The 26,233-nt window shown below is 73.7% G+C and carries 23 protein-coding genes; 8 read left to right on the forward strand and 15 right to left on the reverse strand.

Annotated elements, in window-relative coordinates; genetic code table 11:
• Positions 1-2: 2 nt before the first annotated feature.
• The 5 genes from ABWK59_RS28080 (at position 3) to ABWK59_RS28100 (ending at position 6,045) form a co-directional block, all read left to right on the forward strand.
• Positions 3-1,019, forward strand: a complete 1,017-nt coding sequence (locus ABWK59_RS28080; RefSeq protein ID WP_354643429.1) for an ABC transporter permease — start codon at positions 3-5, stop codon at positions 1,017-1,019.
• Positions 1,016-2,005, forward strand: coding sequence for an ABC transporter permease (locus ABWK59_RS28085; RefSeq protein ID WP_354643430.1), 990 nt, complete (start codon positions 1,016-1,018; stop codon positions 2,003-2,005). The genes ABWK59_RS28080 and ABWK59_RS28085 overlap by 4 nt, the downstream gene beginning before the upstream one ends.
• Complete coding sequence (locus ABWK59_RS28090; RefSeq protein WP_354643431.1) at positions 2,002-3,009, forward strand: ABC transporter ATP-binding protein; 1,008 nt, start codon at positions 2,002-2,004, stop codon at positions 3,007-3,009. The genes ABWK59_RS28085 and ABWK59_RS28090 overlap by 4 nt, the downstream gene beginning before the upstream one ends.
• Positions 3,006-4,043, forward strand: coding sequence for an ABC transporter ATP-binding protein (locus ABWK59_RS28095; RefSeq protein ID WP_420492864.1), 1,038 nt, complete (start codon positions 3,006-3,008; stop codon positions 4,041-4,043). Before ABWK59_RS28090 ends, ABWK59_RS28095 begins: the two co-directional genes overlap by 4 nt.
• Before the next feature lie 118 nt (positions 4,044-4,161).
• A complete protein-coding gene (locus ABWK59_RS28100) occupies positions 4,162-6,045 on the forward strand; it encodes a glycoside hydrolase family 36 protein (protein ID WP_354643432.1) in 1,884 nt (627 codons plus the stop codon).
• Positions 6,046-6,052: 7 nt separating this feature from the next.
• Here the strand turns inward: ABWK59_RS28100 and ABWK59_RS28105 are convergent, their stop codons facing one another.
• The 7 genes from ABWK59_RS28105 to ABWK59_RS28135 all read right to left on the reverse strand — a co-directional run bounded on the left by ABWK59_RS28105 (position 6,053) and on the right by ABWK59_RS28135 (position 11,705).
• Positions 6,053-6,424 carry a hypothetical protein gene (locus ABWK59_RS28105; protein ID WP_354643433.1) on the reverse strand — a complete coding sequence of 124 codons (372 nt, stop codon included), beginning with the start codon at positions 6,422-6,424 and terminating at the stop codon, positions 6,053-6,055.
• Positions 6,425-6,465: 41 nt separating this feature from the next.
• Complete coding sequence (locus tag ABWK59_RS28110) at positions 6,466-6,900, reverse strand: roadblock/LC7 domain-containing protein (protein ID WP_354643434.1); 435 nt, start codon at positions 6,898-6,900, stop codon at positions 6,466-6,468.
• Between the two features lie 37 nt (positions 6,901-6,937).
• Positions 6,938-7,789, reverse strand: coding sequence for a transcriptional regulator (locus tag ABWK59_RS28115; RefSeq protein ID WP_354643435.1), 852 nt, complete (start codon positions 7,787-7,789; stop codon positions 6,938-6,940).
• The gene (locus ABWK59_RS28120; protein WP_354643436.1) at positions 7,789-8,172 is read right to left on the reverse strand and encodes a hypothetical protein; all 384 of its coding nucleotides are present in this window, start codon (positions 8,170-8,172) and stop codon (positions 7,789-7,791) included. The genes ABWK59_RS28115 and ABWK59_RS28120 overlap by 1 nt, the downstream gene beginning before the upstream one ends.
• A gap of 147 nt (positions 8,173-8,319) precedes the next feature.
• Entirely contained in the window at positions 8,320-9,609 is a 1,290-nt protein-coding gene (locus ABWK59_RS28125) for an MFS transporter (RefSeq protein ID WP_354643437.1), read from the reverse strand.
• A complete protein-coding gene (locus tag ABWK59_RS28130) occupies positions 9,606-10,205 on the reverse strand; it encodes a winged helix-turn-helix domain-containing protein (protein ID WP_354643438.1) in 600 nt (199 codons plus the stop codon). Before ABWK59_RS28130 ends, ABWK59_RS28125 begins: the two co-directional genes overlap by 4 nt.
• A 30-nt stretch (positions 10,206-10,235) precedes the next feature.
• A complete protein-coding gene (locus ABWK59_RS28135; RefSeq protein ID WP_354643439.1) occupies positions 10,236-11,705 on the reverse strand; it encodes an FAD-dependent monooxygenase in 1,470 nt (489 codons plus the stop codon).
• Between the two features lie 113 nt (positions 11,706-11,818).
• Between ABWK59_RS28135 and ABWK59_RS28140 the strand changes: the two genes are divergently transcribed.
• A complete protein-coding gene (locus tag ABWK59_RS28140; protein WP_354643440.1) occupies positions 11,819-12,445 on the forward strand; it encodes a TetR family transcriptional regulator in 627 nt (208 codons plus the stop codon).
• Positions 12,446-12,532: 87 nt separating this feature from the next.
• Here the strand turns inward: ABWK59_RS28140 and ABWK59_RS28145 are convergent, their stop codons facing one another.
• Together ABWK59_RS28145 and ABWK59_RS28150 are read right to left on the reverse strand one after the other, a co-directional pair.
• A complete protein-coding gene (locus ABWK59_RS28145) occupies positions 12,533-14,896 on the reverse strand; it encodes an immune inhibitor A domain-containing protein (RefSeq protein WP_354643441.1) in 2,364 nt (787 codons plus the stop codon).
• A gap of 63 nt (positions 14,897-14,959) precedes the next feature.
• Entirely contained in the window at positions 14,960-17,059 is a 2,100-nt protein-coding gene (locus ABWK59_RS28150) for a S9 family peptidase (RefSeq protein WP_354643442.1), read from the reverse strand.
• Between the two features lie 48 nt (positions 17,060-17,107).
• On the opposite strand from ABWK59_RS28150, the gene ABWK59_RS28155 reads away from it, so the two are divergent.
• The gene (locus ABWK59_RS28155; protein ID WP_354643443.1) at positions 17,108-18,259 is read left to right on the forward strand and encodes an aminotransferase class V-fold PLP-dependent enzyme; all 1,152 of its coding nucleotides are present in this window, start codon (positions 17,108-17,110) and stop codon (positions 18,257-18,259) included.
• Positions 18,260-18,299: 40 nt separating this feature from the next.
• On the opposite strand, the gene ABWK59_RS28160 is transcribed toward ABWK59_RS28155, so the two are convergent.
• The 4 genes from ABWK59_RS28160 to ABWK59_RS28175 all read right to left on the reverse strand — a co-directional run bounded on the left by ABWK59_RS28160 (position 18,300) and on the right by ABWK59_RS28175 (position 20,751).
• Positions 18,300-18,632 (reverse strand): ArsR/SmtB family transcription factor, encoded by a 333-nt coding sequence (locus ABWK59_RS28160; RefSeq protein ID WP_354643444.1) that lies wholly within the window; start codon positions 18,630-18,632, stop codon positions 18,300-18,302.
• A gap of 44 nt (positions 18,633-18,676) precedes the next feature.
• Positions 18,677-19,051: a hypothetical protein gene (locus tag ABWK59_RS28165; RefSeq protein ID WP_354643445.1), complete on the reverse strand. Its 375-nt coding sequence runs from the start codon at positions 19,049-19,051 to the stop codon at positions 18,677-18,679.
• A gap of 155 nt (positions 19,052-19,206) precedes the next feature.
• Positions 19,207-20,154, reverse strand: a complete 948-nt coding sequence (locus ABWK59_RS28170) for a hypothetical protein (RefSeq protein WP_354643446.1) — start codon at positions 20,152-20,154, stop codon at positions 19,207-19,209.
• A gap of 192 nt (positions 20,155-20,346) precedes the next feature.
• Positions 20,347-20,751, reverse strand: coding sequence for a peptidase inhibitor family I36 protein (locus tag ABWK59_RS28175; protein WP_354643447.1), 405 nt, complete (start codon positions 20,749-20,751; stop codon positions 20,347-20,349).
• Between the two features lie 375 nt (positions 20,752-21,126).
• Here ABWK59_RS28175 and ABWK59_RS28180 point away from each other — a divergent pair, with 375 nt between their 5' ends.
• Positions 21,127-23,988, forward strand: a complete 2,862-nt coding sequence (locus ABWK59_RS28180; protein WP_354643448.1) for a DEAD/DEAH box helicase — start codon at positions 21,127-21,129, stop codon at positions 23,986-23,988.
• A gap of 70 nt (positions 23,989-24,058) precedes the next feature.
• Here the strand turns inward: ABWK59_RS28180 and ABWK59_RS28185 are convergent, their stop codons facing one another.
• Positions 24,059-24,964, reverse strand: a complete 906-nt coding sequence (locus tag ABWK59_RS28185) for a 5'-3' exonuclease (protein WP_354645131.1) — start codon at positions 24,962-24,964, stop codon at positions 24,059-24,061.
• Between the two features lie 103 nt (positions 24,965-25,067).
• On the reverse strand, positions 25,068-26,090 hold the full coding sequence (locus tag ABWK59_RS28190; protein ID WP_354643449.1) for a cation diffusion facilitator family transporter: 1,023 nt from the start codon (positions 26,088-26,090) through the stop codon (positions 25,068-25,070).
• Positions 26,091-26,233 lie beyond the last annotated feature (143 nt).

Raw genomic sequence — 26,233 nt, forward strand, 5'->3', positions numbered from 1 at the left:
CCATGACCGCCCCGCTTCACCCGGCAGCCGCCGGGGAGGCGGGCGCGGCGGACGGCTCCACCGCGCCCGCCGCACCCGCCCCGCCCCCGGCCTCGCCGACGACCGCACCGACCGCCCCGCCTCCCGCCTCGCCCTGGGCCCTCGCCCGCCACCGGCTGCGCCGCAACCGGGCCGGCCTCACCGGACTCGGCATCATCGCCTTCTTCGTCCTCGCCGCCCTGCTCGCCCCCGTGGTCACCGCGATCAGCGGCAAGGGCCCCGCCGACCTCGACAAGAAGGCCGTCAACCCGTACCTCGGCGGCCTGCCCCGCGGCTCGCTCGGCGGCATCAGCGCCGACCACTGGCTCGGCGTCGAACCGCTGCTCGGCCGCGACATCCTCGCCCGGCTGCTGTACGGCGCCCAGATCAGCCTGCTGGTCGCCTTCAGCGCCGCCCTGCTCACCACCCTGGCCGGCGTCCTGCTCGGCATCACCGCCGGCTACTTCGGCGGTCGTACCGACGCCGTGATCAGCCGGTTCATGGACGTCATGATGTCCTTCCCCAGCCTGATCTTCATGATCGCGCTGCTCTCGGTGGCCCGGGACGTCAACCGGATCCTGCTGCTGATCGGCGTGCTCAGCGCCTTCGGCTGGCCGTTCATCGCCCGGGTGATCCGCGGGCAGACCCTCTCCCTGCGGCACCGCGAGTACGTGGAGGCGGCCCGCGCCAGCGGCACCTCCAGCGGACGGATCCTGCTCACCGAGATCCTGCCCAACCTCACCGGCACCGTCATCGTCTACGTCACCCTGGCCATCCCCGGCCTGATCGGCGCCGAGGCCGCGCTCACCTTCCTCGGCGTGGGCATCCGCCCGCCGACCCCGTCCTGGGGGCAGATGATCGCCGACTCGGTGCTCTACTACAAGGTCGACCCGATGTTCTTCGTGCTGCCCAGCGCCTGCCTGTTCCTGGTCGTCCTCGGCTTCACCCTGCTCGGCGACGCCCTCCGGGACGCCCTCGACCCGAAGGGCGGCGGCGCGTGATCGGATTCCTGCTCCGCCGGCTGCTCGCCATCGCCGCCACCCTGCTGGTGATCTGCGCGCTCACCTTCGCCGTCTTCTACCTGCTGCCCAGCGACCCCGCGGCGCAGTTCTGCGGCAAGGACTGCTCGGTCGAACGGATCGAACTGGTCCGCCGCCAACTCGGCCTCGACGACCCGCTCGCCGTCCAGTTCACCCGCTACGTGGTCGGCGTCTTCGCCGGCCGCACCCTCGGCACCGGTCCCTACGCCGTGGACTGCGGCTTCCCCTGCTTCGGCTACTCCTTCCAGAGCGCCCAGCCGGTCTGGGACCTGATGATGGACCGGCTGCCCACCAGCGCCTCGCTCGCCCTCGGCGCCGCCGTGCTGTGGCTGCTGCTCGGCGTCTCCGCCGGGGTGCTCTCCGCGCTGCGCCGCAACACCTGGATCGACCGCCTGCTGATGGTCGGCACCATCGGCATCGCCGCCCTCCCGGTCTACTTCACCGCGATGATCCTGCTCTACCTGGTCGTCACGGTGGCCGGACTGCTGCCCTACCCCCGCTACATCGCCTTCGGCGAGGACCCGGCCGGCTGGTTCGGCAACCTGATCCTGCCCTGGATCACCCTCGCCCTGATGTTCGCCGCCCTCTACGCCCGGATGACCCGCAACTCCGTCATCGAGACCATGGCCGAACCGTACGTCCGCACCGCCCGCGCCAAGGGCCTGCCGGAACGCCGGGTGGTCGGCCGGCACGGGCTGCGCCCGGCCCTCACCCCGGTGGCCACCATGCTCGGCATGGACCTCGGCGGACTCCTCGCCGGCGCCCTGATCACCGAGTCGCTGTTCAGCCTCCCCGGCATCGGGAAACTGTTCGCCGACTCGCTCAACAAGGCCGACCAGCCGGTGATCATGGGGATCACCCTGCTCGCCTCCTTCTTCATCGTCACCTCCAACCTGGTGGTCGACGTGGTCTACGCCTGGATCGACCCGAGAGCGAGACTGTCGTGACCCTGCTCGAAGTCACCGACCTCGCGGTCGAGTTCACCACCGGGGAGGGGGTGGTCCGGGCCGTCCGGGGCATCGACTTCACCGTGCGGCGCGGCCGTACCCTCGGCATCGTCGGCGAGTCCGGCTCCGGGAAGTCCGTCACCTCCCTCGCCGTCATGGGCCTCCACCGCGGCGCAGCCCGCGTCACCGGATCCGTCCGCTTCGACGGCACCGAGCTGATCGGCGCCCCCGAGGAGACCGTCCGGCGCCTGCGCGGACGGCGGATGGCCATGGTCTTCCAGGACGCCCTCACCGCCCTCCACCCCTACTTCACCGTCGGCGACCAGATCGCCGAGGCCTACCGCGAGCACCACGGCGGCAGCCGCCGCGCCGCCCGCGCCCGGGCCGTGGAGGTGCTCGGCGACGTCGGCATCCCCGAACCCGCCCGCCGCGCCGAGGAACACCCGCACCAGTTCTCCGGCGGTATGCGGCAGCGCGCGATGATCGCCCTGGCGCTCTCCTGCGAACCCGACCTGATCATCGCCGACGAGCCCACCACCGCCCTGGACGTCACCGTCCAGGCCCAGGTGCTGGAACTCCTCGCCAGGCTCCAGCAGGAACGCGGCCTCGGCATCATCCTGATCACCCACGACCTCGGGGTGATCGCCCGGGTCGCCGACGAGGTCCTGGTGATGTACGGCGGCTCCGCGGCCGAACAGGCCCCCGTGGAAACGCTGTTCGCCGCGCCCAGGCACCCGTACACCCGCGGCCTGCTCGACTCGCTGCCCCGCCTCGACGACCCGGACGGCGGCGGACTCCGCGCCATCCCCGGCAGCCCGCCCTCCCTGCTCGCACCACCGCCCGGCTGCCCGTTCCAACCGCGCTGCGCCGTCCACGCCGCCCGGCCCGACCCGCGCTGCACGGAGCAGCGGCCGGCCCTGCGGGTGGTGGCGGACGGACACCGGAGCGCCTGCGTGCACGACGAGGCGGCCGGTGACCGGCCGGAGAAGGAGGGCGCCGCATGACCGCGATCGAGTCGGTCACTGGGACAAACCGGGTCCGGGAGGGCTCGGAGCCGGACGGGGCCGCGCCGCTGCTCGCCGTGGAGGACCTGGGCATGACCTTCCCCGGGCCGCGCGGACTGCTGCGGCGGCTGCCCGGGGTGAGGGCCGTGGACGGGGTCTCCTTCGAGGTCCGCCCCGGCGAGACCCTCGGCCTGGTCGGGGAGTCCGGCTGCGGCAAGTCCACCACCGGCCGGATGCTGGTCCGCCTGCTCGACCCGACCCGGGGCCGGGTCAGCTTCCGCGGCCGGGACATCACCCGGACCGGACAGCGCGAACTGCGGCCGCTGCGCAGCGAGTTCCAGATGATCTTCCAGGACCCGTTCGCCTCGCTGAACCCGCGGCAGACCGTCCAGCAGATCATCGCCGCGCCCCTGCGCGCCCAGGGCGCCTCACCACAGGCCCTCCGGGCCGAGGTGCGCGAGCTGATCGAACTGGTCGGCCTCGCCCCCGAACACCTCGACCGCTACCCGCACCAGTTCTCCGGCGGCCAGGCCCAGCGGATCGGCATCGCCCGCGCCCTCGCCACCCGGCCGCACCTGGTCGTCGCCGACGAACCCGTCTCCGCGCTGGACGTCTCCATCCAGGCCCAGATCGTCGGCCTGATGGAACGGCTCCAACGGGAACTGGGCGTGGCGTACGTGTTCATCGCGCACGACCTCGCCGTGGTCCGGCACATCAGCCACCGGGTCGCCGTGATGTACCTCGGACGGATCGTCGAGGTCGGCGACCGGGACGACGTGTACGGGGCGCCGGCGCACCCGTACACGCGGGCGCTGCTGTCGGCGGTGCCGGTGCCGGACCCCGTGGTGGAGCGGGGGCGGGAGCGGATCGTGCTGCACGGCGACCCGCCGAGTCCGGCGGATCCGCCGAGTGGGTGCGGGTTCCATCCGCGGTGCCCCAAGGCGCGGGAGCTCTGCCGGACGGAGGCGCCGCTGCTGCGGATCGCGTCCGCGGGGGCGACCCGGCAGGTGGCGTGCCACTACCCGGAGGCGTAGCCGGCCCCGGCGGTGAACGGGTGCGCCCTGAAAAGGAGGTGCCCCCACTCGCCCCTGGGGTAAAACCGGGTGCGTTCCCGCGTTGATGAACGCTTGTCTGGTGGAAGGGGATTGGTTCGTGTCGCTCTCGTGGGACGGTGGTGCGCCCGGGTCCGGGCGGGTGGAGGTGGGGGTGCCGGTGGAGACCGGGGTCGGGGTGGCGGGGCTTCGGGTGCGGGCGACGGGGGTGGGGACGCAGGCAGTGGAGGTGGCGGTGGAGCCCCGGGAGGACGGGGTCGTGGTGGTGGAGGTGGTGGCGGGGCCGGCCGTGGACGGGGTGGCGAGCCGGGTGCGGGTGGAGTGGCGGGTGCCGTGCCTCGGGGCGACGGCGTACTGGACGCCGCAGACGGGCCCGCGCTGGCTGCCGCCGTCCTGGCTGGCGCCGCGGACCGCCTCGCTGCCCAAGGGCGCCCCCGTGGGGAGCCTGATCGGCCCCGGCGACGCCGCGATCTGCACGTTCGCGGTGGCGGAGCCGGTGCTCCCGGTGACCATCGGTGAGGGCGTGGTGGAGGAGACCGGCGAGTTCAGCTGGTGGGTGGAGCACGAGGGCGGGGAGCTGCGGCTGCTGCTGGACCTGAGCGGGCGGCACTTCGCCGACACCCTGCGCGGGGTGACCGGCTGGTGGGCTCAGGAGGCGGGGCGGCCGGTCGCCGTCCCGGACAGCGCCTTCGCGCCGGTGTTCTGCACCTGGTACGCCCTGCACCTGGCGATGACCGCCGCCGACGTGGAGCGGCTGGCCGTCCTCGCCGCGCCGCTGGGCTTCGGTTCGCTGATCGTGGACGACGGCTGGCAGACCGACGAGACCGGGCGCTCGTACGCGACCACGGGGGACTGGCGTCCGGCGCCGGAGGGGTTCCGGGACTTCGCCGGACACGTCCGGCGGGTACGTGCGCTCGGGCTGAACTACCTGCTGTGGCACGCGCTGCCGTTCGCGGGGGAGCGGAGTGCGGCGGCGGCCGAGCTGGCCGGCCACACGCTGGCCCACCTGCCGGAGCTGGAGACGTACGTGCTGGACCCGCGCAGCCCGGCCGTGCGGCGGCACCAGGTGGAGCGGCTGGCCGCGGCGGTGGAGCGGTACGGCGTGGACGGGCTCAAGATCGACTTCGTCGACACCTTCGCCCGCCCAGCCCGTCCTGCCCGCCCGACCCGTCCGACCCGTCCCGCCGACCCCCCGGGCCCGCCGGACCTCCCGCCCGGGGCCGACTGCGGCACCGTCGCCGAGGGGGTGCGACGGTTGCTCGCCGAGCTGGACGCCCGGCTGCGGGCGGTCCGGGGGGAGGTGCTGGTCGAGCACCGCCAGGACTACACCGGGCCGGGCCTGTGGCCGTACGCCACGATGGTCCGCGCCACCGACTGCCCGCACAACCCGACCGAGAACCGGGTGCGGACCGTCGACCTGCGGCTCACCGCCGGGCCCCTGGCGGTCCACGGGGATCCGCTGACATGGCACCCGGACGAGAGCCCGGAGCAGATCGCCGTGCTGCTGCAGTCGGTGCTGTTCGCCACCCCGCAGGTGTCGGTGGACCTGGCGGTGCAGCGGCCCGATCAGCTGGCGGCGCTGCGCTTCTGGCTGTCGGTGGGCCGGGAGCACACCGCGCTGCTGCGCCGCGGCGAACTGCGGCCGCACCGGCCGGAGTCGGGGTATCCGCTGGTCGAGGCCCGGTCGGGCGGGCAGCTGGCGTTCGGCCGGTACGCCCCGCTGCCCGTGGCGGTGGCCGGCGACTGGGAGCTGCTGCTCGTCGCCAACGCCGACCCGGACCCGCTGGTCCGGCTGTCCTTCGACCGCCCGCCCGGCACCCTGGCGCTGCTGGTCCGGGACTGCCGCGGGGAGACCGTCGAGAGCGTCGCGGCGACCCGGGCGGAGCCGGCCCCGGACGGGTACCGGCTGGAGGTGCGGGTGCCGCTCGGCGGGCTGCTGGCGCTCCGCCGGAGCGCCGCCGACCGCCGGGGCAGCGCTGGCTGACGGAGGATCAGACCTCCAGGTCGGCCTCGATCCGCTTGAGCTGGTGCCGGGCCATCGCCAGGTTGGCCCGGCCCTTGTCCAGCGCCAGGTAGAGGAACAGGCCCTTGCCGGAGCGGCTGGTGAGCGGGCGGATCAGGTGGTACTGGGTGCTGAGGGTGATCAGGATGTCCTCGATGCTCTCCTTGAGGTTGAGCATCTCCATGGCCCGCGCTTTGGCGCGCACCACGTCGGTGTTGCCGGCGGCCGCGACGTTGAGGTCGAGGTCGCCGCCGCCCAGGGTGCCCAGTGCCATGCCGCTGTTGTAGTCGACGAGTGCGACGCCGATCGACCCGTCGATCGAGCCCATGACGTCCTTCAGCGAGGCTTCGGTGTTGGCCATCGTTCTCTTCTTTCCTGTGGGGAGTGGTTGCGCGGGTCTGGTCAGCCGCGGTCGTGGCGTTCCAGGGCCGCGTCGGCGAGCGCGGCTATCCGCCCGCCCGCCCGGCGCGCCTCCAGGTGGAGGCGGCCGACGTTGGTGTCCGGTCCGGCGAGCAGGGTGAGCACCACGAAGGAGCCGGCCGCATACGTCGCGGTGTAGCCGAGCTCGCCCCGGGTGAGCATCTCCTTGAACCCGCCCTGCCCGGTGGCCTCGGTGAGCCGGGTGCTGACGCCGAGGGCCGCCGCGGTGAGGGCCGCCACGTGTTCGGGCTCCAGCCCGCTGGTGTCGTGGGCCACCACCAGGCCGTCCGTGGTGGCGACCAGACCCCCGGTCAGGTGCGGCACTCTGGCCCGCAGCCTGCGGAGCTCGATCAGTACCTCGGGCTCGGGCAGCACGGAGGTCCTCCGTCCGGTGAACTGTCGCAAGGTGCGCTTCATGACTCGATCGGCGGGGCGGTTCGGGTGGGTGACGCGGTCACAGGGCCTCCAGGGCGGCGCGGAGCCTGAGCAGCAGGGAGACCTCCGGATCCGACTGGTCGTACGGGGTCCCCGGCAGCAGCACGCTCGGAGCTACGGTTTCGGGCGGTGCGGGGAACGGGACCGGGGCCGGCGGCTTCGGCTCCGCGGCGAGGGGCGCGGTCTCGACCAGCCCGGCGGCCGCCAGGTGGCGGACGTCGAGCAGGGTGCCGTAGCCGGAGCGGCCGAGCAGCCGGGCGATGTCGCCCGGGGCCCGCCGCCCGTCGGCCGCCCCCAGCACCGCCCGGCGGGACCGGGTGGCCGGGGGCGGACCGGGCCGGGGGCGGACCGGCGCCGTGTCCAGACGGGTCGAGGGCCACACCCGGTCCAGCAGCGCTCTTCGGCGGCCGACCGCGCCGCGGAGGTCGGGGACCGGCATCGGGCGGGGCAGCGAGAACATCGGGACCGCGTCGGGGGTGAACCGGAACTCGCCGTCGTCCTGCACGAGGACGAAGAAGGCGGCGTCGAACAGGGCGGTCAGCCGGCACAGTTGCAGCTCGCCGCGGCCGACCTGGCCGGTGGCCAGCAGGTACTCGGCGGGCCGGCCGCCGCTGAGCAGCAGGCAGTCCTCCCACTCCTGCGGCGCGATCCGGCCGGACCGGGTGAGCAGGGTGCCGACGTCGGTGGCCTGCGGGCTCTCGGCGTGCACCACCCCGCCGTCGACCAGGTGGACGGTACCGGCGGGGCCGTTCAGTGCGCCGGTGGCCCGGTCGGCGGCGAGGTCGGCGAGGACGGCCTCGAAGGCGGTGGCCGGGGCGCAGCCGGAGCGGCGCCGCCGGGGCAGGGTCGGCGCGAGGCTGGTGCGGGTCATCAGAGCAGCACCAACTGGTCTGCCAGGGAGGCGAGTCGATGTCTGGCCATGGCGAGGTTGGCGCGTTCCCGGTCGAGCCGGAGGTAGAAGAAGGCGCTGCTGTCGAAGGAGGTGTCGACGAAGCGGATCAGGTGGTAGCAGTCGCCGGAGGTGACGATGACGTCCTCGGCAGGGGCGGAGCCGGAGTCCGGATCCGCGAAGGAGGGCGTCTGGGCGACCGCGCGGGCCAGCTCGGTGGCGTCCGCGGCGCCGGCCTCATGGTCGCCGCCGGGGCCGTCGCCGGCCGTCCCCAGGGCGAGTCCGCTGGTCCAGTCGACCAGGCTGGCCCCCAGGGCGCCCGTGATCCCCATCGCCTCGGCGAGGCACTCATCGATTCCCGGCACGGATGTCAATCCCCTCCCGCGTGCGACGACGGCACGCCAGCGCCACCGCGATCACCTGCGGTAGTGTCATCGATGCGCAACGCTACCGGGAGCCCGGGGGAGGTGGGAGAGAATCCTCCATATTCCTCGGGCATATGCCCGAATCGGCTACTCTGGCGGGTTGCCTGACGGATCATCGGCCGAGGTCGGCAGGGTGCGCATCCGGGGGATCGGCGAGGCCACCAGCCAGAGGAAGGACAGCGCCGCGCCGACGGCCGCCACCCAGAGCGCGGGCCGCAGCCCGAGCAGCGTGCCCAGGGTGCCGCCGAGCACCGAACCCAGCGGCCTCACCCCGAAGTTGACCGTCTGGTACGCGCCGGAGACCCGGGAGCGCAGCCGGTCGGGGACGATCGCGGCGAAGATGCTGCCGCCGGTGATGTCCAGGAGCATCACGCCCAGCCCGGAGCCGAACTCGGCGGCGAACAGCATCGCGGCGGCCAGCGGCGCGGGACCGTGCGCGGCCGGCACCAGCAGCAGCGGGAGCGGGTAGAGGAGCAGCCCGAGCAGGAAGGCCGGGCCGACGCCGATCCGCCGGGCGACCCGGGTGGTGACCAGCGCGCCCAGGATCGCGCCGAACGAGGCCGCGCCCAGTACCGCGCCCAACAGTCCGGGGCTCAGCCGCAGTTCGGTGGTGGCGTAGAGCACGAACAGTGCGGCGATCATGAAGGTGAAGAGGTTGACCGTGGCGGTGCCCAGCAGCGCCGCCCGGACCACGGCGGAGCGCCGGATGTAGCGCAGGCCGGCCAGCACGGCGCCGCGGGCGGCCGGTTCGGCGGGCGGCTCCACCGGGTGGATCCGGCTGAGGAAGAGGGCCGAGGCGAGGAAGGACAGCGCGTCCGCCACCAGGGCGAGCGGCGCGGCCAGCAGCTGCACCAGCAGGCCGCCGAGGCCCGGGCCGGCCGCGAAGGACACCGCCCGGCTGCCGTTGACCAGCGAATTGCCCTGCAGGTAGCGCTCGGTGGGCACCAGGGCGACGAACACCGGCGGGTTGCAGACGTCGAAGAACACCGAGAGCACGCCGACACCCAGCACCACCGCGTAGAGCTGGGGCAGGGTCAGCGCGTCCAGCAGGAACGCGGCCGGCACGGTCAGCAGCAGGGCGGCCCGGCCGAGGTCGGCGGCGATCATCACCGACCTGCGGCGGCTGCGCCGGTCGGCCCAGCCGCCGGCGTACAGGGCGAGCAGCAGGTGCGGCAGCCAGCCGGCGGCGGCCAGGTAGCCCATCTGCGCGGCGTCGGCGTGCAGCACGGTGACGGCGACCAGCGGGACCACCAGCATGGTGACCTGGTCGCCGAGGGCGGAGATCGCCTGCCCGGTCCAGTACCGGCGGAACGGGGTGTCGCGGAGCAGCTCGGGTATCCGGCCGGTCCGCTGCGGGGTGGGGGCGAGGGTGGTCACGACGGCCCGCCGGGCTCGGGGGCCGGGAAGGCCAGCTGGATCAGGGTGACCGGGCGGGCGCCCTCGGGCCGGGCCTGCGGGGCGGTGTGCCTGGCCAGGTAGGGGAGGGTCAACTCCTCCATCCGGCTGGTGAGTTCGGTGAGCTCCTCGGGGGTGAGCCAGAGCAGGGTGTCGTTGCTGCCGGCGGCCCTGCGCCAGGCCGGGGACTCCTGGGAGCTGCCCGCCAGCCAGCGCCGGGCCTGCTCGAAGAGCCGCTCGACCACGGTGCGCTGGAGCGCGTCCACGGCCTCGGCGGCGGCGGGGTCCTCCTGGGCGGGATCCCAGCTGGTGAACTGGGCGGTGGCCCGCCAGGGCTTCTCCCGGCCGCGCCCGCCGCCCGCCTCCTCCACCAGCCCGTACTTGGCGAGCTGGCGGAGGTGGAAGGAGCAGCTGGCGACGGACTCGCCGATCAGGGCGGCGGCGCGGGTCGCGGTGAGCGGCCCCTCCGTCCGGAGCAGGCCCACCAGGGCCATCCGGGTCGGGTGGGCGTAGGCGCGCAGGGCGCGCGGGTCGGTCAGCCGTACGGAGGACGGCCGGTCTTCCGGTACCTCGGTCATGCTTCTAAAGGTATCTTTAGAAAGAACTCTTTACAACCGCTCAAGGTAGGCGTCCACGGCGTCCCGCGCCCCCGCCGGGGCGGTGAGGGCGATGTGGTTGTCGGGGCGGACCAGCACCAGGGCGTCCTCGGTGATCCCGTACGCCTCGCGGGTCCGGGTGTCCCCGGCGGGCACGGCCACCGGCCGGACGTGGTCGGGCAGGCCGTCCAGGGCGGGCAGGGCCGCCGGGCCGAAGCCGAGCAGGGTGAACCGGTCGCCGGCGAAGGCCTCGAACAGCCGGCCGTACGGCCCCTCGTCCAGCACTCCGTCGGGGGCGCGGTCGCCGGCCCGCAGCGGGCCGCCGAGCCGGTCCTCGGCCAGCGGGGACCAGCGGTAGTCGATGGACAGGCCGGTGGAGTCGCCGACCCGGCCGGCCTCGACGCCGACCCCGGGGGTGCGGGTGCTCTCCAGGACGGCCGTCATGCCGGCGCTGGTGACGTCCAGCGTCCAGGCGGCGATCGGCAGCCGCTCCTCCTGGTAGGTGTCCAGCAGGGCGGGGGAGGCCAGGCCGCGCAGCACGTAGCCGAGCTTCCAGGCCAGGTTCCAGGCGTCCTGGATGCCGGTGTTCATGCCCAGGCCGCCGGCCACCGGGTGCACGTGGGCGCAGTCCCCGGCGAGCATGACCCGGCCCTCCCGGTACCGCTCGGCCATCCGGACGTTGACCCGCCAGGTGGAGAGCCAGCCGGCCCGGCGGACCCGGATCTCCGGGCGGCCGGTGTGCTTGGCGATCAGCCGCTGGAAGCCCTCCGCCGAGGGCGGGACGATCCGCCCCTCGGCGTCGGTCTCCGGGGTGGCCTGGATCTGCCACGTCCCGCTGCCCTCGAACGGGCAGAGCAGCAGTGCCCCCTCCGGCCCGAACCACTGGTGCCAGGCGTCCGGCTCCAGCCCCTCCAGCTCGACGTCCCCGAGGACCATCAGCGGCTCGTCCTCGTTGTTGCCGGTGAACGGGATGTCCAGCAGCTTGCGGACGGTGGAGCGCCCGCCGTCGCAGGCCACCAGGTGGTCGCCGCGGACCGTCCGCCCGTCGGCCAGCTCGGCCGTCACCCCCTCGGCGTCCTGGGCCAGCCCGATCAGCTCGCTGCCCGTCTCGATCCGGACGCCCAGGGAGGCGAGCAGCTCGCGCAGCGCCGCCTCCACCCGCGGCTGCGGCAGGTAGAGGCCCGCCTCGTACGGCCGCTCGGCGGTGGGGTGGTCCCCGGCGTACGGGTCGGTGTCCGCGACGTGCTCGCCGGCGAAGTACTTGCGGAACGGGAGGTGGGTGCGGCCCTCCTCCATCAGCCGGTCGGCCAGGCCCAGATCGGCCAGGACCTCCAGGCTGCGCGGGTTGAGCGTCTTCGCCCGCGAGTTGGTGTTGTACTCCGTCGCCCGCTCCAGGACCCGCACCCCCACGCCCTGCCGCGCCAGTCCGCAGGCCAGGGTCAGCCCGGTCGGTCCCGCTCCCACGATCACCACGGTTGCCATCTGTTTCCGTCCTCCCTCGGTCGGTGTGTGAGATCCATGGAACAGCAACCCGGACACAAATGCAACTCGGTAACAAAAGTTCCTGTGTCTCACTCGGGGGTATAGTGGGGGTCATGGACGAGGCGTCGGGTCTGCGGACCCTCAAGAAGCAGCGCACCCGGCAGGCCATCGCCGAGGCGGCGATCCGGCTGTTCCTGGCCCACGGGTTCGACCAGGTGTCGGTGGCGGAGATCGCCGCGGCGGCCGAGGTCTCCAAGCCCACCCTGTTCCGGTACTTCCCCACCAAGGAGGAGCTGGTCCTGCACCGCTTCGCCGACCACCAGGGCGAGGCCGGTCGGGTGGTGGAGGCCAGGGACGGGGACACCACCCCGCTGGCGGCGCTGGAGCGGCACCACCTGGCGGCGCTCGCCGCCCGGGAGCCGCAGACCGGCCTGTGCGACGTGCCCGAGGTGCTCGCCTTCATGCGGCTGGTGTACGGGACGCCGAGCCTGTCGGCCGCCCTGAAGGACCACCTGGCCGCGGACACCGACGCGCTCGCCCGGGCTCTCGACCCGGCCGAGGGGGTGACCGCCCGGCTGGTCGCGGCCCAGTACATCGCCGTGTTCAACGTGCTCGTCCGGGCCAACTGGACCAGGGTCGCCGCGGGGACGCCCTCCGACCTGGCGTACCGCACCGCCGTCGAGGAGTCAGCCGCCGCCTTCGCCCTGCTCCGCGACGGCGCCGCGGCCCAGGGCTACTGACGCCCGGGGCTGTTGCCACCAAGCCATGAGGGCCCCGGCCCCCGCCGCCGCGGGGGCCGGGGCCCGGCACTCCGGACCGCCGGCGGATCAGGCCGCCGGGCCCACCTTCACGGTGGTCAGCCGGCCGCCCTGGGACTCCCGGACGACCTCGATCCTGGTGTTGGTGTTCGGCACCGCCACCCCGAGCTGCGGGATGGCCGGGTCGGTGTACACGCCGGTGCGGTCGTTGAAGACCGGCACGGCCGGCTCGGAGCCGATCCGGGTGGCCACGCCCGCCTTGTGCAGGGTGAAGGCGGTGGTGGGCTGCCGCGAGAAGGTCGCGTCGTAGCTCTGCGACCGGCCGTTGGTCACCGTGCCGTCCTTGAACCGGACCGCCTGCGGGTGCGCGTCGACCGGCAGGATCAGCCCGGCGCCCGGGTGGTCCTTGGTGTTGTTGTCGCCGTACCCGGTGTCCCAGAGCCAGATCAGCACACCCTCCTGGTAGGGGTAGGTGTCGATCACGTTGGCCTTGCCCTCGACCCCGGTGTAGCCGAAGTTGTACGGGCCGGTCCTCAGGAACTCGCCGTAGCCGACGTAGCGGCGGTTCTCCACCAGGTACGCCCGCGGGTGGTGCTTGACCGCGTCCTTGCCGGTGATCACCGTGAAGCCGACGGCGGTCCAGCCCTCGGCCGCGCCCTCGGCGCCGTCGCGGACCAGCTCGGCGCCGTCCGCGGTCACCTTCACCGCGTCGACCAGCACGCCCTTGCCGTGGGTGTTGCCGTCGGAGGTGACGTGGAACCGCACCTGCACCTGCTTGCCGAGGTACGCGTCCAGCGGGATCCGCAGCTGCCGGAAGGCACCGGAGGTGCCGGACAGGCCGGGGGTGAGCGCGGGGGTGTCGCCGATCGGCGCGCCGTCCACCGTGCCGTGCAGCGGCTTCCAGGTCCTGCCGCCGTCCTCGGAGGCCTCCACCGCGAGGAAGTCGTAGTCCTGCTCGATGTCGTACCAGGCCGCCGCCTCGATCGCGGCCGAGGAGGTGCGGCCGGTCAGGTCCACGGTCCGCCGCAGCGAGGCGTCCATGTTGTCACCGGTGTCGCTCCACCACTGCCGGGCGCCCTCGAAGGGATCGGCCAGCGTGGTGGTGGTCGTCCCGTCCGGCAGGTGGACCAGTACGGCCTGCGCCTGGTCGGTGTTGTAGCCGCTCACGCCCAGCGCGTGGCTGGACCGGGTGGCGGCCTGCGCCTCGTCGTAGTTGAGCCAGCCCAGTTGCAGCTTGCTCCAGGCGTCCAGGTCGCCCGGGTACTCGCCGGTGGAGTTCCGGCCCTTGCCCAGGTACGAGGCGGAGGACATCAGCGACCAGAAGTTGACGCTGTTGTCGCCGCCCGAGGTCGGGTACAGGTCCGGCAGGCCCAGGTTGTGGCCGAACTCGTGGGAGAACAGGCCGACGCCGCTGTTCTCGCCCGCCTGCAGGTAGTCGTAGACGTACAGGCCGGTGTCGCCGACCGGGGCGCCGCCGATCCGGTTGCCCTCCGGGCCGGTCCGGCCGCTCGGGTCGGGGAAGGTCCAACTGCGGTGCGCCCAGAGCGCGTCGGCGCCCTGCGCCCCGCCGCCCCAGGTCTCGTCCACGCCGGCGTGGACCACGATGACGTTGTCCAGGTAGCCGTCCGGCTCGTCGAAGTCGCCGTCCTTGTCGAAGTCGTAGCGGTCCGACACGTCGTAGCGGGCCAGTTCGGCCCTGACGTCGGCGGCGGCGCGGCCCTTGGCGAGCTCGCCGTCGTACCAGGCCTTGGTGGCGTCGCGGACGAACTCCTGGGCCTGGGTCCAGGCGCCGCCGCCCTGCGGGCCCTTGTTGGAACCGTACCGGGCCTCGTTCCAGGGCAGGGTGACCCAGTCGCTGACGGTGCCCTCGATGTCGTAACGGCCGGAGGACTGGGTGCGGTAGAAGTTGCGCACCGAGTTGGCGCCCGGCGTGGCGTCGAAGAACATCTGCTGGTAGGAGGCGCGGTCGAAGTCCGGCTTCCAGTAGGTGTGGGTGTCGCTGCGGTCCGGCTTGGGGATCCGGTTGTGCTGCGGGCCCGGTGTGCCGCCGTAGCGCGGCTGGCCGTTGTACTCGGTGGTGCTGTCCACCTGGTCGCCGAACTGGGCGAGGATGACGAACACCCGGTCGGTGCGCTGGCGGGCCAGCTGGACGTAGTCGTGGCCGATCCTGACCTTGGCCGGCGCGCGGCCGTCCGAGGTCTTCGCCACCGCGCCCTTGTTGAGCTGTGCCAGGGCCTGGGTGCGGAGCGAGAGGCGCTCGCGTTCCTGCGGGGCGAGCTGGGGCTGCGGGGCCTCGCGGCCCTCGGCGCCCTGGTCGGCGGCCAGGGCCGGGGCGACGGGTGGCTTGACGGGGGCCGCCGTGGCGGGCAGCGCCGTCGCGGCTATCGCACCGGCGGCGAGCGCGACCGCGAGGGTCAGGGACAGTTTGCGCAACTGGCCTGTCCTTTCGGGATGTTGGGTGAAGTCGAGCGCGCGTAATATTTCACATGTCATCGGTCACATGGAAGAGTCCGGACGGAGCGCACCCCGCAGGAAGGCGAGTTCGGCCGCGGCGATCGACTCCATCCGGCCGTCCGGGGTCATGTGGCTCACCCCCGGCAGCGGCAGCACGCCGTGCGGGCGCCCGGCCCGGGTCAGCGCCTCGGACAGCAGCAGGGTGTGCGAGGGGTGCACGTTGTCGTCGGCCAGGCCGTGGATCAGCAGCAGCGGACGGGTGAGTGACGGGGCGTCGGGGATCAGGCAGTCCGCCAGGTAGCCCTCCGGGTTGTCCTGCGGCAGCCCGAGGTAGCGCTCGGTGTAGGCGGTGTCGTACGCCCGGAAGTCGGTGGGCGGCGCACCGGCGCTGGCGGCGTGGAAGACGTCCGGGCGGCGCAGCACGGCCAGGGCGGCCAGGTAGCCGCCGTACGACCAGCCGCGGACGCCGACCCGGCCGAGGTCGAGGTCGGGGTGGCGGTCGGCGAGCGCGTGCAGGGCGGCGACCTGGTCCTCGAGCGCGACCTGCGAGAAGCGCCGGAAGATCGCCCGGGTGAACTCCGGTGACACGAAAGGGGTTCCGCGGTTGTCGCAGGTCACCACGGCGAAGCCCTGGTCGGCCCACCACTGGCGCAGCTGCCAGCGGCGCGGCTCGCTCGCCACCGCCTGGTAGCCGGGGCCGCCGTAGACGTCCAGCAGCACCGGCAGCCGGCGGCCCGCGACATGGGCGCGGGGGTAGACCACGGCGGTGGGCAGGCCGTGCTCGGTGACCCGGGCGAGCAGCGGACGGACCCGGTGGGGGAGCGGCGCGGCGTGGTCGGCGAGCGGGAACTCCTCGCCGCGGAAGCGGACCCGGCGGTGGACGCCGTCCGGGGTGGCGGAGGTGAGCAGCAGGGTCGCGCCGGCCGCGAGCGCCGAGTGCACGCCCGGGCCCTCGGTGAGCCGCCGCGGGCGGCCGCCGTCCTGGTCGATCCGGTACACGTGCTGGTCGGCCGGGTCGCCCTCGCCGGCCTCCACCAGCAGGCCCCCGTCCGGCAGGGTGCCGGTCACCCGGCGGACCTGGAGGCCGTCGGTGTCCAGCGGCTTGCCGTCCAGGGCGAGCCCGCGGGCGGCCGGGGTGTCGTGGCCGGTGAGCTGCCGCCCGTCGGCCAGCCGGGCCGGTGTGCCGGGCAGGTCGTCCACCCAGAACTCGTCCTCGGTGCGGGAGAGTTCGACGGTCTCGCCGGTGGCCGGGTCGGCCGTCAGCAGCAGCACGGTCTGCTGCGGCCGGTCGGCCACGGTCAGCAGGATCTCGCCGTTGCCCTCCCAGGAGGCGGCGGTGAGGTACGGGAAGGCGGCGGCGTCCCAGCGCAGCCGGACCCGGCGGCCGTCCAGGCCGAGCACCCAGAGCTGGACGTCGGCGTTGGGGCCGCCGGCCTGCGGGTAGGCGAAGGACTCGGGTGCCCGGCCGGGGTCGGCCGGGTCGGCGAAGTGCCGCAGCGGCAGGGCGGATTCGTCCACCCGGGTGGCCAGCACGGCACTCCCGTCGGGGGACCACCAGTGCCCGCGGGTGCGGCCCAGCTCCTCTGCCGCGGCGAACTCGGCGACGCCCCAGACGGCGCCGTCCCGCGGGCTGAGCGGGCCCGCCGGGTGCAGGGCGGGAGCCGGGGCGAGGTGCAGCTCGCCGTTTGCCACGTACGCCACCCGCTGCCCGGACGGGTCCGGCCGCGGGTCGAACGCCGGCCCGGCCACGGCGAGTTCGGTGCTCACCCCGGTCGCGGTGTCGGTGCGGAACAGCCGGCCGTCCAGGGCGAAGACGGCCACCGCGCCGTCGGCGGTGGCGGCGTAGGAGCCGATGCCGGGCGCCCACAGGCGCAGCCGCTCGCGCAGCCGCCGCTCCAGGACGGGCAGGTCGGCCGGGTCGCCGGTGCGCTCCGGCGCTAGCGCCGACGGGTCGGCGACCAGGCGCTCCTGACGTGTCGTCAGATCGAGCAGCCAGAGCCGCTCGACGGGGTCCTCGGGTCCGGTGGAGCGGAGGAGGAGCAGCCGCTCGCCGTCGGCGCAGAAGGTGAGGGCCCGCGGCGAGCCGTAGCCGAAACGGCCGGTGCGGGCGCTGAGGTCGAGGAAGGGATCGGTGTGGGTCACGCGCCGATGGTTGCCGCGGCCGGGGCGCTTCGGCTAGAACTATGCAGTGTGAAATGTCACACAGCATTCGAGGGTCTGTTCACCCTGGACCCGGCGGTGGCCCACCTCAACCACGGCTCCTACGGCGCCGTCCCGGTGCCCGTGCAGCGGCGTCAGGCCGAGCTGCGCGCCGAGCAGGAACAGGACCCGGACGGGTTCTTCCTCGGACTGCCGGACCGGATCGCCACCGCCCGGGCGCAGGTCGCGGCCGCCCTCGGCACCGCCCCCGACCGGCTGGCGCTGCTCACCAACGTCACCGAGGGCATCGCGGTGGTGCTGGAGTCGATCCCGTTCGCCCCCGGCGAGGAGATCCTGGTGACCGACCACGGCTACGGCGCCGTGACCCGGGCCGTGGAGCGCCGGGCGGTCGAGGCGGGAGCCCGGGTGCGCACCGTCCGGCTGCCGCTTCGGCTGCCGGGGCCGGCGGAGGTGGCCGAGCGGGTGCTGGCCGCGGTGGGGGAGCGGACCAGGGCCGCCGTCCTCGACCTGATCAGCTCGCCCACCGCCCGGCGGATCGCCGGCCCCGGCCTGCTCGCGGCGCTGGCCGCCCGGGGCGTGGTCACCGTGGTGGACGCCGCACACGCCCCCGGGCTGCTGCCGGTGGACCTCGGCGGCGAGGCCGGTGGCGCCGACTTCTGGGTGGGAAACCTGCACAAGTGGGCCTTCGCGCCCCGGGCCTCGGCGGTGCTCGCGGTGGACGGCCGGCGACGCGGCGCCGTCCGGCCGCTGATGCTCTCCTGGGAGCATGACCGAGGCTTCCCCGGCCGGGTGGAGTGGCGCGGCACCTGCGACTACACGCCCTGGCTGGCGGCGCCGGCCGGGTTCGCCCTGCTGGCGGAGCTGGGCGCCGAGGAGGTCCGCGAGCACAACGGCGCCCTGGCCGGACAGGGCGCCGCGGAGCTGGTCGGGTCGGCCGGGCTGGGGGAGCTGCCGGCCGAACCGGGCCTGGCGATGCGGGCGCTGCGGCTGCCGCCCGGAACGGCCGGGACCGAGGATCAGGCGCGGGCGCTGATGGCCGCCGTCCACCGCCGGCTGGGCGCCCGGATCGCCGTCCGGCCCTGGGACGGCGGCGGGGTGCTGCGGATCAGCGCCCAGCTGTACAACCGGCCCGAGGAGTACCGCGCCCTCGCGGCCGGGCTCGGCGACCTGCTGGCAGGCTGAGCCGCGGTGGCCGCCTCCGCGCGCCTCAGACCGACCGGTCTCAGTCGGTGGAGGCGCGCAGCTCGGCCAGCAGGGCCTCCTGGTCGGTGATCAGCTCGGTGAGGATGCGCCGGGCCACCCGCAGGAGGTCCGCCACATCGGCGCCGGCTAGGGTGTAGACGACCGTCGACCCCTCCCGGGTGGCGGTCACCAGGCCCGCCCGGCGCAGTTGGGCGAGCTGCTGGGAGAGGCTGGAGGGCTCGATCTCCAGCTCGGCCAGCAGGTCGCGCACAGGGGTCGGCCCGGCCTGGAGCAGCTCCAGGACCCGGATCCGCACCGGGTGCCCCAGCATCCGGAAGAACTCGGCCTTCGCCTGGTACAGCGCGACCGGCACGCCCTCTCCCCCTCTCAGACGGGCCGTCAGCGGCCCACGAGATGTCAGATCTCAAGAGTCCCCTCGATGCGCTTGAGCTGATGGCGCGCCATCGCCAGATTGGCGCGGCTGCGGTTGAGGGCGAGGTAGAGGAACAGGCCGCGCCCGCTCTGCGTCGTCAGGGGCCTGATGAGATGGTACTGGCTCGTCAGGCTGATCAGGATGTCCTCGATCCCATTGTCCTGAAGGTTCAGCATCTCCATGGTGCGCATCTTGGCCCGGACCAGGTCGGTGTTGGCGGCCGCGGCCACGGTGAGGTCGAGGTCCGAGCCGTCGCCGAGGGTGCCCAGGGCCATGCCGCTGTTGTAGTCGACCAGGGCCACGCCGATCGATCCCTCGATGGCCATCGCGTCCTTGAGCGAGGTCTCCAGATTCGCCACGGTCGTTCTCCTTCGTTGCGGGGTTGTGATCCGACTGTAGAAACCGACCCGGCAATGGATGACGAATGATCAAAAGTGATCACAGATGGCCGTATTGCATTCCGCGGCCGACCGTCTCTTGGCCATGTGAAGACATTTGCAACTCGGGATTTGATTCAATGCGCGTCGGACACCAGAGAGGCCGCCAGTCGGACCGCCTCCTCCCGCTGCCGTCGGACGGCCGTCAGCAGCTCGCCGTTCCGCTCGATCAGCCGGCTCTGGTACGCCGACTCCACCGCGAACCAGATGCCCACCAGATTGCTCTCCCGCTTGCACGCCACGTCCGCGGTGGCCGCCGCCACGCCCTGGGGCGAGGTGAACGCGGCCGGGACCAGTCCCAGTTCGGTCTGCGGGCTGACCGGGTTGGCGGCCCGGTAGCCGCGGCCGGCCATGCACCGGGTCCACGCCTCGGTCGCCTTCACCACCCGGCTGTCCTGGCGGGAGCGCCCGAAGGCCTCGGCGTCCAGCTCCTGGGCCCGCATCGGGTCGCGGGAGTCGGCGCCCGGCCGCCACAGCTTGAGGTAGCCCTCCCGGTTGCAGCCGCCGACCGGCACCTTCAGCCCGTTCAGCTCGGCCCCGCCGCCGGCCTTCTCGGCCTCGGCCTGGGTCTGCGGGATCGCCTTCGGGTCCACCCGCCCGCCGCCGCCGAACACCAGCGACTCGGCCGGGTCCATCGAGGGCATCGGCTCCTTGCGCGGCGCCTCGGCCTCCTCGGCGCCGTACCCGGAGGCCGCGGCCGCCTCCGGGTCGGTCAGGCCGTACCGGCGGTCCGGTTCGCCGCGGCTCGCCGTGCCCTCCGGCGGGCGCGGGGCGCGGTTGTGGAACCCGTACCGGCTCATGCACTGGTCGGTGAGGATCCACTGTGCCCGGTTGAGCAGGGCGAGCTGGTCGGGGCCGGGGATGTACTCCTGCAGCGGCAGCCGCAGCCCGGCCGCCGAGGCGGGGGTCGGGACGGCGGCCAGCGCGGGCTCGCCGCCGGGGGCGTCGGTGCCGCAGGCGGTCAGGACGAGCGCGAGGAGGGCGAGCGCGGTGGCCCTCCCCGGACGGTGCGGCTGCGCGGGCATGGCTGCTCCTGTACGTGAGGACCCGTCGGGACGGGGAGCGGGGGGCTGCGGGGGAGGACCCGGGATCCGTGGGCGCCGGGGAAACGGGCGGGAGCCGGGAACGGGTGTGGGGCGGGAGCCGGGAACGGGTGTGGGCCGGGAAAGACCGCGGCGCCGCCCGGGGAGCGGGCGGCGCCGGTGTCAGGCGGGGGCTCAGGCCGTGTAGTAGGCCGAGGAGATCCGGTGCCAGAAGGTCGAGGAGGCGTTGGAGATCACGCCCGGGCTGATCCACCCGTGCTGGCCGCCCCGGTAGGCGTCGGTGTAGACGTGCCAGGTCAGACTGTCGTTGTTCCAGTACGACTCGTTCTGGTCGTTCGGGTTGCCGCCCCAGCGCGGCCACTGCAGCTGGGAGAGGTCGCCCCGGGCCCAGTACATGTCCAGCACCTCGGAGGTGGTGTCCGGCCCCCCGTAGAGCGAGAACTCCCCGTTGTCCGTGGTGCCGTCGAGGTCGGCGGCGCCGGCCGGGACGGCGGCCACGAGCGCCAGGGCGCAGGCGGCGGCGAGCGGGAGCAGGGCGGTGGCGGTGCGGGACAGGAGCCGACGGCAGTGGGCCAGCATGGGGCTACGCCTTCCTGGTGTGGTCGAGGGTGAGTGCTGTGCCTGGAACCTGGTGCCGGGCAAGTCGACCACTCCTGTGACGCTCTGCACAGGCGTGATCGCGTCAGGTTGCCGGATCGATGGCCGAATCCGTGTCGACAAACCGGCAGAAGCGCCTCAGAGGCCGCAGACCGGAAGGCCCCCGGAAAAGGGTGCTATCGATGTCACCCCTGCCGGGTAATCTCTCGCTGAGATGCTCGATCACCACACTCCACACACCCGCTGCGCCCCGGATCCCGGCCAGGTCCATCCGGCCCCGCAGCCGCAGGCGTCGCCGTCTGCGCCCCCGTCCGGCCCGCTCGGGCAGCACTTCCACGGGAAGACCAGGTGACGCTCATGCGCGACGACCAGAGTCGAGACGGGGCCGCCGGCTCCGAGGAGCAGCTCAGCCCCGCCGAGGCCTACGCCGCCTCCCGCGAACGCGCCCGGGTGCAGGCCACCGCGTTCCACGGCTTCCAGCAGCTGTACGACTTCCCGCTCGACCCGTTCCAGATCGAGGCCTGCCAGGCGCTGGAGGCGGGCGAGGGCGTGCTGGTGGCCGCACCCACCGGCTCCGGCAAGACCATCGTCGGCGAGTTCGCCGTGCACCTGGCCCTGGCGAGCGGCCGCAAGTGCTTCTACACCACGCCCATCAAGGCGCTGTCGAACCAGAAGTTCGGCGACCTGGTCAAGCGCTACGGCGCGGGCAAGGTCGGCCTGCTCACCGGCGACAACAGCGTCAACGGGGACGCGCCCGTGGTGGTGATGACCACCGAGGTGCTGCGCAACATGCTCTACGCCGGCTCCTCCGCCCTGAACGGCCTCGGCTACGTGGTGATGGACGAGGTCCACTACCTGGCCGACCGGTTCCGCGGCGCCGTCTGGGAGGAGGTCATCATCCACCTCCCCGAGTCGGTGGTGCTGGCCTCGCTCTCCGCGACCGTCTCCAACGCCGAGGAGTTCGGCGACTGGCTGGACACCGTCCGCGGCGGCACCCGCGTCATCGTCTCCGAGCACCGCCCGGTGCCGCTCTGGCAGCACGTCATGGCCGGCAACCGGATGTACGACCTGTTCGCCAACCCGGACCGCGACGGCCGTCCCAAGGACGCCCCGCGCAACCCGGCCAAGGCGGTCAACCCCGAGCTGGTCAAGCTCTCCCGCTCCGAGCTCGACCGCGGCGGGCGGGACCGCTTCCAGCGCGGCCGCGGCCGCGCCCTCCCCGCCGGACGCCCCGGCCGGGTCTGGACGCCGGGCCGGATCGACGTCATCGAGCGGCTCGACGCCGAGGGCCTGCTGCCCGCCATCACCTTCATCTTCAGCCGCGCCGGCTGCGAGGCCGCCGTCCAGCAGTGCCTCAGCTCGGGCCTGCGGCTGAACCGGGACAGCGAGCGCGCCCAGGTCCGGCAGATCGTCGAGGAGCGCTGCCACGACATCCCCGACGAGGACCTGCACGTCCTCGGCTACTTCGAGTGGCTGGACGGCCTGGAGCGCGGCATCGCCGCCCACCACGCCGGCATGCTGCCGAGGTTCAAGGAGGTCGTCGAGGAGCTCTTCGTCAAGGGCCTGGTCAAGGCGGTCTTCGCCACCGAGACCCTCGCCCTCGGCATCAACATGCCCGCCCGCTCGGTGGTCATGGAGAAGCTGGTCAAGTGGAACGGCGAGACCCACGCCGACATCACCCCCGGCGAGTACACCCAGCTCACCGGCCGGGCCGGCCGCCGCGGCATCGACGTCGAGGGCCACGCCGTGGTGCTCTGGCAGCGCGGCCTCGACCCGGAGGCGCTGGCCGGCCTGGCCGGCACCCGCACCTACCCGCTGCGGTCCTCCTTCCGCCCCTCCTACAACATGGCCGTCAACCTGGTCGCCCAGTTCGGCCGGCACCGCTCGCGGGAGCTGCTGGAGACCTCCTTCGCCCAGTTCCAGGCCGATCGCTCGGTGGTCGGCATCGCCCGCCAGGTCCAGCGCAACGAGGAGGGCCTGGAGGGCTACCGCGCGTCCATGACCTGCCACCTCGGCGACTTCGACGAGTACATGTCGCTGCGCCGCCAGGTGAAGGACCGGGAGAACGAGCTCGCCCGCGAGGGCACCAGCCAGCGCCGCGCCGCCGCCGTCGAGTCCATCGAGCGGCTGCGCCCCGGCGACGTCATCCACGTCCCCACCGGCAAGTTCGCCGGCCTCGCGCTCGTCCTCGACCCCGGCCTGCCCCCGGTCAGCCGCTCCGCGCGCACCACCCGGCACCCGGACTACCAGGACGGGCCGCGCCCGGTGGTGCTCACCGCCGAGCGCCAGGTCAAGCGCCTCGCGATGATCGACTTCCCGCACCCGGTCACCGCGATCGACCGGGTCCGGATCCCGAAGTCCTTCAACCCGCGCAGCCCGCAGTCCCGCCGGGACCTCGCCTCCGCGCTGCGCACCAAGGCCGGCCACCTGGAGCCCGAGCGCTTCCGCAAGGGCCGTGCGGCCGCCGCCGACGACACCGAGCTCGCCCGGCTGCGCAGCGCCCTGCGGCAGCACCCCTGCCACGGCTGCGACGAGCGCGAGGACCACGCCCGCTGGGCCGAGCGCTACCACCGGCTGCACCGCGACACCGACCTGCTGGAGCGCCGGATGCGTTCCCGCACCCACACCATCGCCCGCACCTTCGACCGGGTCTGCGGCCTGCTCGCCGACCTCGGCTACCTCCAGGGCGACACCGTCACCGACGACGGCAAGCGCCTCGGCCGGCTGTACGGCGAACTCGACCTGCTGGCCTCCGAGTGCATCCGCGAGGGCGTCTGGAAGGGCCTGGCCGCGGCCGAGCTCGCCGCCTGTGCCTCCGCCCTGGTGTACGAGGCCCGGCAGTCCGACGACGCGATGGCCCCCCGGGTGCCGGAGGGCGGCGCCAAGGAGGCGCTCGGCAAGATGATCCGGATCTGGGGCCACCTGGACGCGCTGGAGGAGCAGCACCGGATCTCCACCGCCGAGGGCGTCGGCCAGCGGGAGCCCGACCTCGGGTTCGCCTGGGCCGCGTACCGCTGGGCGCTGGGCCACAACCTGGACTCGGTGCTCCGCGACGCCGACATGCCGGCCGGCGACTTCGTCCGCTGGACCAAGCAGCTGATCGACGTGCTCAGCCAGATCCAGGACGCGGCGGGCGAGGACACCGACCTCCGCAGCACGGCCCGCAAGGCGGTGGACGGGCTGCGGCGCGGGATCATCGCGTACTCGTCCGTCGGCTGACGGCGCACCGGCGAGCAACGCGTGGGGCACCTCCCGGCCGGGAGGTGCCCCTACGTGTTCGACCGGCTGCCTAGCGGTTCACCAGGACGTGGAGGAGGCGGTCCACCGAGCTGCCGAGGCCCCAGCGGGTGGCGAGCTCCTCCAGGGCCATCGGGTCGAGCGGCTCGTCGGGGAGGACGGGGTCGAACTCCGGGAGCGGCACGTCGGAGGCGACCCGGACCACCGTCGGCGCGACGTCCAGGTAGGGGGCGCCCTCCAGCAGGTTCCGCCGCCGGGCCGGGGTCAGCTTCGACGCCGGGTCCAGCGCCGCGGCCCGGACCCCCGCCAGGTCCCCGTACTCCTTCAGCAGCTGGGCGGCGGTCTTCTCGCCGATCCCCTTCACCCCGGGCAGCCCGTCGCTGGTGTCCCCGCGCAGGGTGGCCAGGTCGGCGTAGAGCGCGCCGGTGACCCCGTACTTCTCGACCAGCACCGCCTCGTCCACCCGCTGCGCGTTGCCCACGCCCTTGGCGGGGTAGAGGACCGTGATGCGGCGGGCGTCGTCCACCAGCTGGAAGAGGTCCCGGTCGCCGGTGACGATCTCCACCGGCCCGGTGGCGCGGGCGGTCAGCGTGCCGATGACGTCGTCCGCCTCGTAGCCCGGTGCGCCGACGCGGGCGATGCCCAGGGCGTCCAGCACCTCCTCGATCACCGGGACCTGCGGGGCGAGGGTGTCCGGCACCTCCTCCGCACCCTCGTACGCGGGCTCCTCGGCCAGCCGGTGGGTCTTGTACGAGGGGATCAGGTCGACCCGCCACTGCGGCCGCCAGTCGGCGTCCATGCAGGCCACCAGGTGGTCGGGGCGGTGGTCCTGGACCAGCCGGGAGATGAAGTCCAGCAGGCCGCGGACGGCGTTCACCGGCTGCCCGTCGGGGGACTTCAGGGACTCCGGCACGCCGAAGTAGGCACGGAAGTAGAGGCTCGCGGTGTCGAGCAGCATCAGTCGCGGTGCGGTCACCCCCCGATCATGCCCGACCGGGACGGCCGCGCGGTGCCGCTCCCGCCGCTCCCGCCGCTCCGGGCGGTCCGGTGCGGTCCGGCGTTCAGTGCCGGTGCGGGCCGGCGCGGTGGACCGGGCCGTGCGAGTCCGCGCAGTGCTCGCCGACCTCCTCGCCGAGCTTGGTGATCTGCAGCAGGCCCACCGACTCGTCCTCCCCGACGTGGTCCACCTGGAGGGTGGAGTGGGTGATCCGGTAGTCCTCGCGGAGCTTGCGCTGCAGCTCCCGGCGGACGGCGTGGCAGTCCCCGCCCGGGGTGACCAGGATGTGCGCGGACAGCGCGGGCTGCCCGGAGGTGATCTCCCAGATGTGCAGGTCGTGGATCTCCTCCACCAGCGGCTGCGCCACCAGCCGGTCCGCCACCGTGTCCGGGTCGATGCCTGCGGGGGCGGCCTCCAGGAAGATCCGTCCGGAGGCGCGGACCAGTCCGATGCCCGCCCGGAGCATCAGTACCACCACGACCATCGACGCGAGGGCGTCCGCCTGCCGGAAGCCGGTGGTCAGCACGATCACACCGGCCACCGCGGTGGCGATGAAGGCGTACAGGTCGGTCACCACGTGCTGGAAGGCGCCCTCCACGTTCAGCGAGGAGCGGTTCGCCTTCGACATGCACCAGGTCGCCGCCAGGTTCACCACGATCCCGACCAGGGCCGTGACCAGCACCAGCGCGCCCTCCACCGCCGGCGGGTCGAGCAGCCGCCGCACCGCCTCGTACGCCAGCCACGCCGACAGCACCAGCAGGGTCACGCCGTTCGCCTGGGCGGAGAGGATCTCGGCCCGCTTGAGGCCGTACGTGTAGCCGCCGCGGGCCGGCCGGGCGGCCAGCCGCATCGCCACCAGCGCCAGGGCGATCGAGGCCGCGTCGGTCAGCATGTGCGCGGCGTCCGAGACCAGCGCCAGCGACTGGGCGGCGAAACCGACCACCACCTCGCCGGCCATGAACACCACCAGCAGGACCAGGGCGGCGATCAGCCAGCGGCGGTCCGCGTCGGCGGAGACCTGGTGGGAGTGTCCGCCGGGACCGTGCGAGTGGTCGTGGTCGTGTCCGGAGTGGTGGTGCCCGGCCATCGGAGTCCTCTCCCGCGCTCTCAGTGCTGCCCGTCATGTCGGAGGTGCTGCCCGCAAACGAAGTGAACCGCAGATCGGACGAAGATCCAAAGGCTGCATTGGTGACCGTTGTCGTTCCCTCGACAACCATCCGTGTCCGGCGC

The sequence above is a fragment of the Kitasatospora sp. HUAS MG31 genome (assembly GCF_040571325.1).
Lineage (GTDB): Bacteria > Actinomycetota > Actinomycetes > Streptomycetales > Streptomycetaceae > Kitasatospora > Kitasatospora camelliae.

Excerpts from the sequence above, each read along its gene's own strand:
- ABWK59_RS28110 (WP_354643434.1), bottom strand. The coding sequence starts at position 6,900 with ATGAAGCGCACCTTGCGACAGTTCACCGGACGGAGGACCTCCGTGCTG.
- ABWK59_RS28140 (WP_354643440.1), top strand. The coding sequence starts at position 11,819 with ATGGACGAGGCGTCGGGTCTGCGGACCCTCAAGAAGCAGCGCACCCGG.
- ABWK59_RS28180 (WP_354643448.1), top strand. The coding sequence starts at position 21,127 with ATGCGCGACGACCAGAGTCGAGACGGGGCCGCCGGCTCCGAGGAGCAG.
- ABWK59_RS28115 (WP_354643435.1), bottom strand. The coding sequence starts at position 7,789 with ATGACCCGCACCAGCCTCGCGCCGACCCTGCCCCGGCGGCGCCGCTCC.
- ABWK59_RS28175 (WP_354643447.1), bottom strand. The coding sequence starts at position 20,751 with ATGCTGGCCCACTGCCGTCGGCTCCTGTCCCGCACCGCCACCGCCCTG.
- ABWK59_RS28190 (WP_354643449.1), bottom strand. The coding sequence starts at position 26,090 with ATGGCCGGGCACCACCACTCCGGACACGACCACGACCACTCGCACGGT.
- ABWK59_RS28130 (WP_354643438.1), bottom strand. The coding sequence starts at position 10,205 with ATGACCGAGGTACCGGAAGACCGGCCGTCCTCCGTACGGCTGACCGAC.
- ABWK59_RS28095 (WP_420492864.1), top strand. The coding sequence starts at position 3,006 with ATGACCGCGATCGAGTCGGTCACTGGGACAAACCGGGTCCGGGAGGGC.
- ABWK59_RS28170 (WP_354643446.1), bottom strand. The coding sequence starts at position 20,154 with ATGCCCGCGCAGCCGCACCGTCCGGGGAGGGCCACCGCGCTCGCCCTC.
- ABWK59_RS28105 (WP_354643433.1), bottom strand. The coding sequence starts at position 6,424 with ATGGCCAACACCGAAGCCTCGCTGAAGGACGTCATGGGCTCGATCGAC.
- ABWK59_RS28185 (WP_354645131.1), bottom strand. The coding sequence starts at position 24,964 with ATGCTGCTCGACACCGCGAGCCTCTACTTCCGTGCCTACTTCGGCGTG.
- ABWK59_RS28135 (WP_354643439.1), bottom strand. The coding sequence starts at position 11,705 with ATGGCAACCGTGGTGATCGTGGGAGCGGGACCGACCGGGCTGACCCTG.
- ABWK59_RS28080 (WP_354643429.1), top strand. The coding sequence starts at position 3 with ATGACCGCCCCGCTTCACCCGGCAGCCGCCGGGGAGGCGGGCGCGGCG.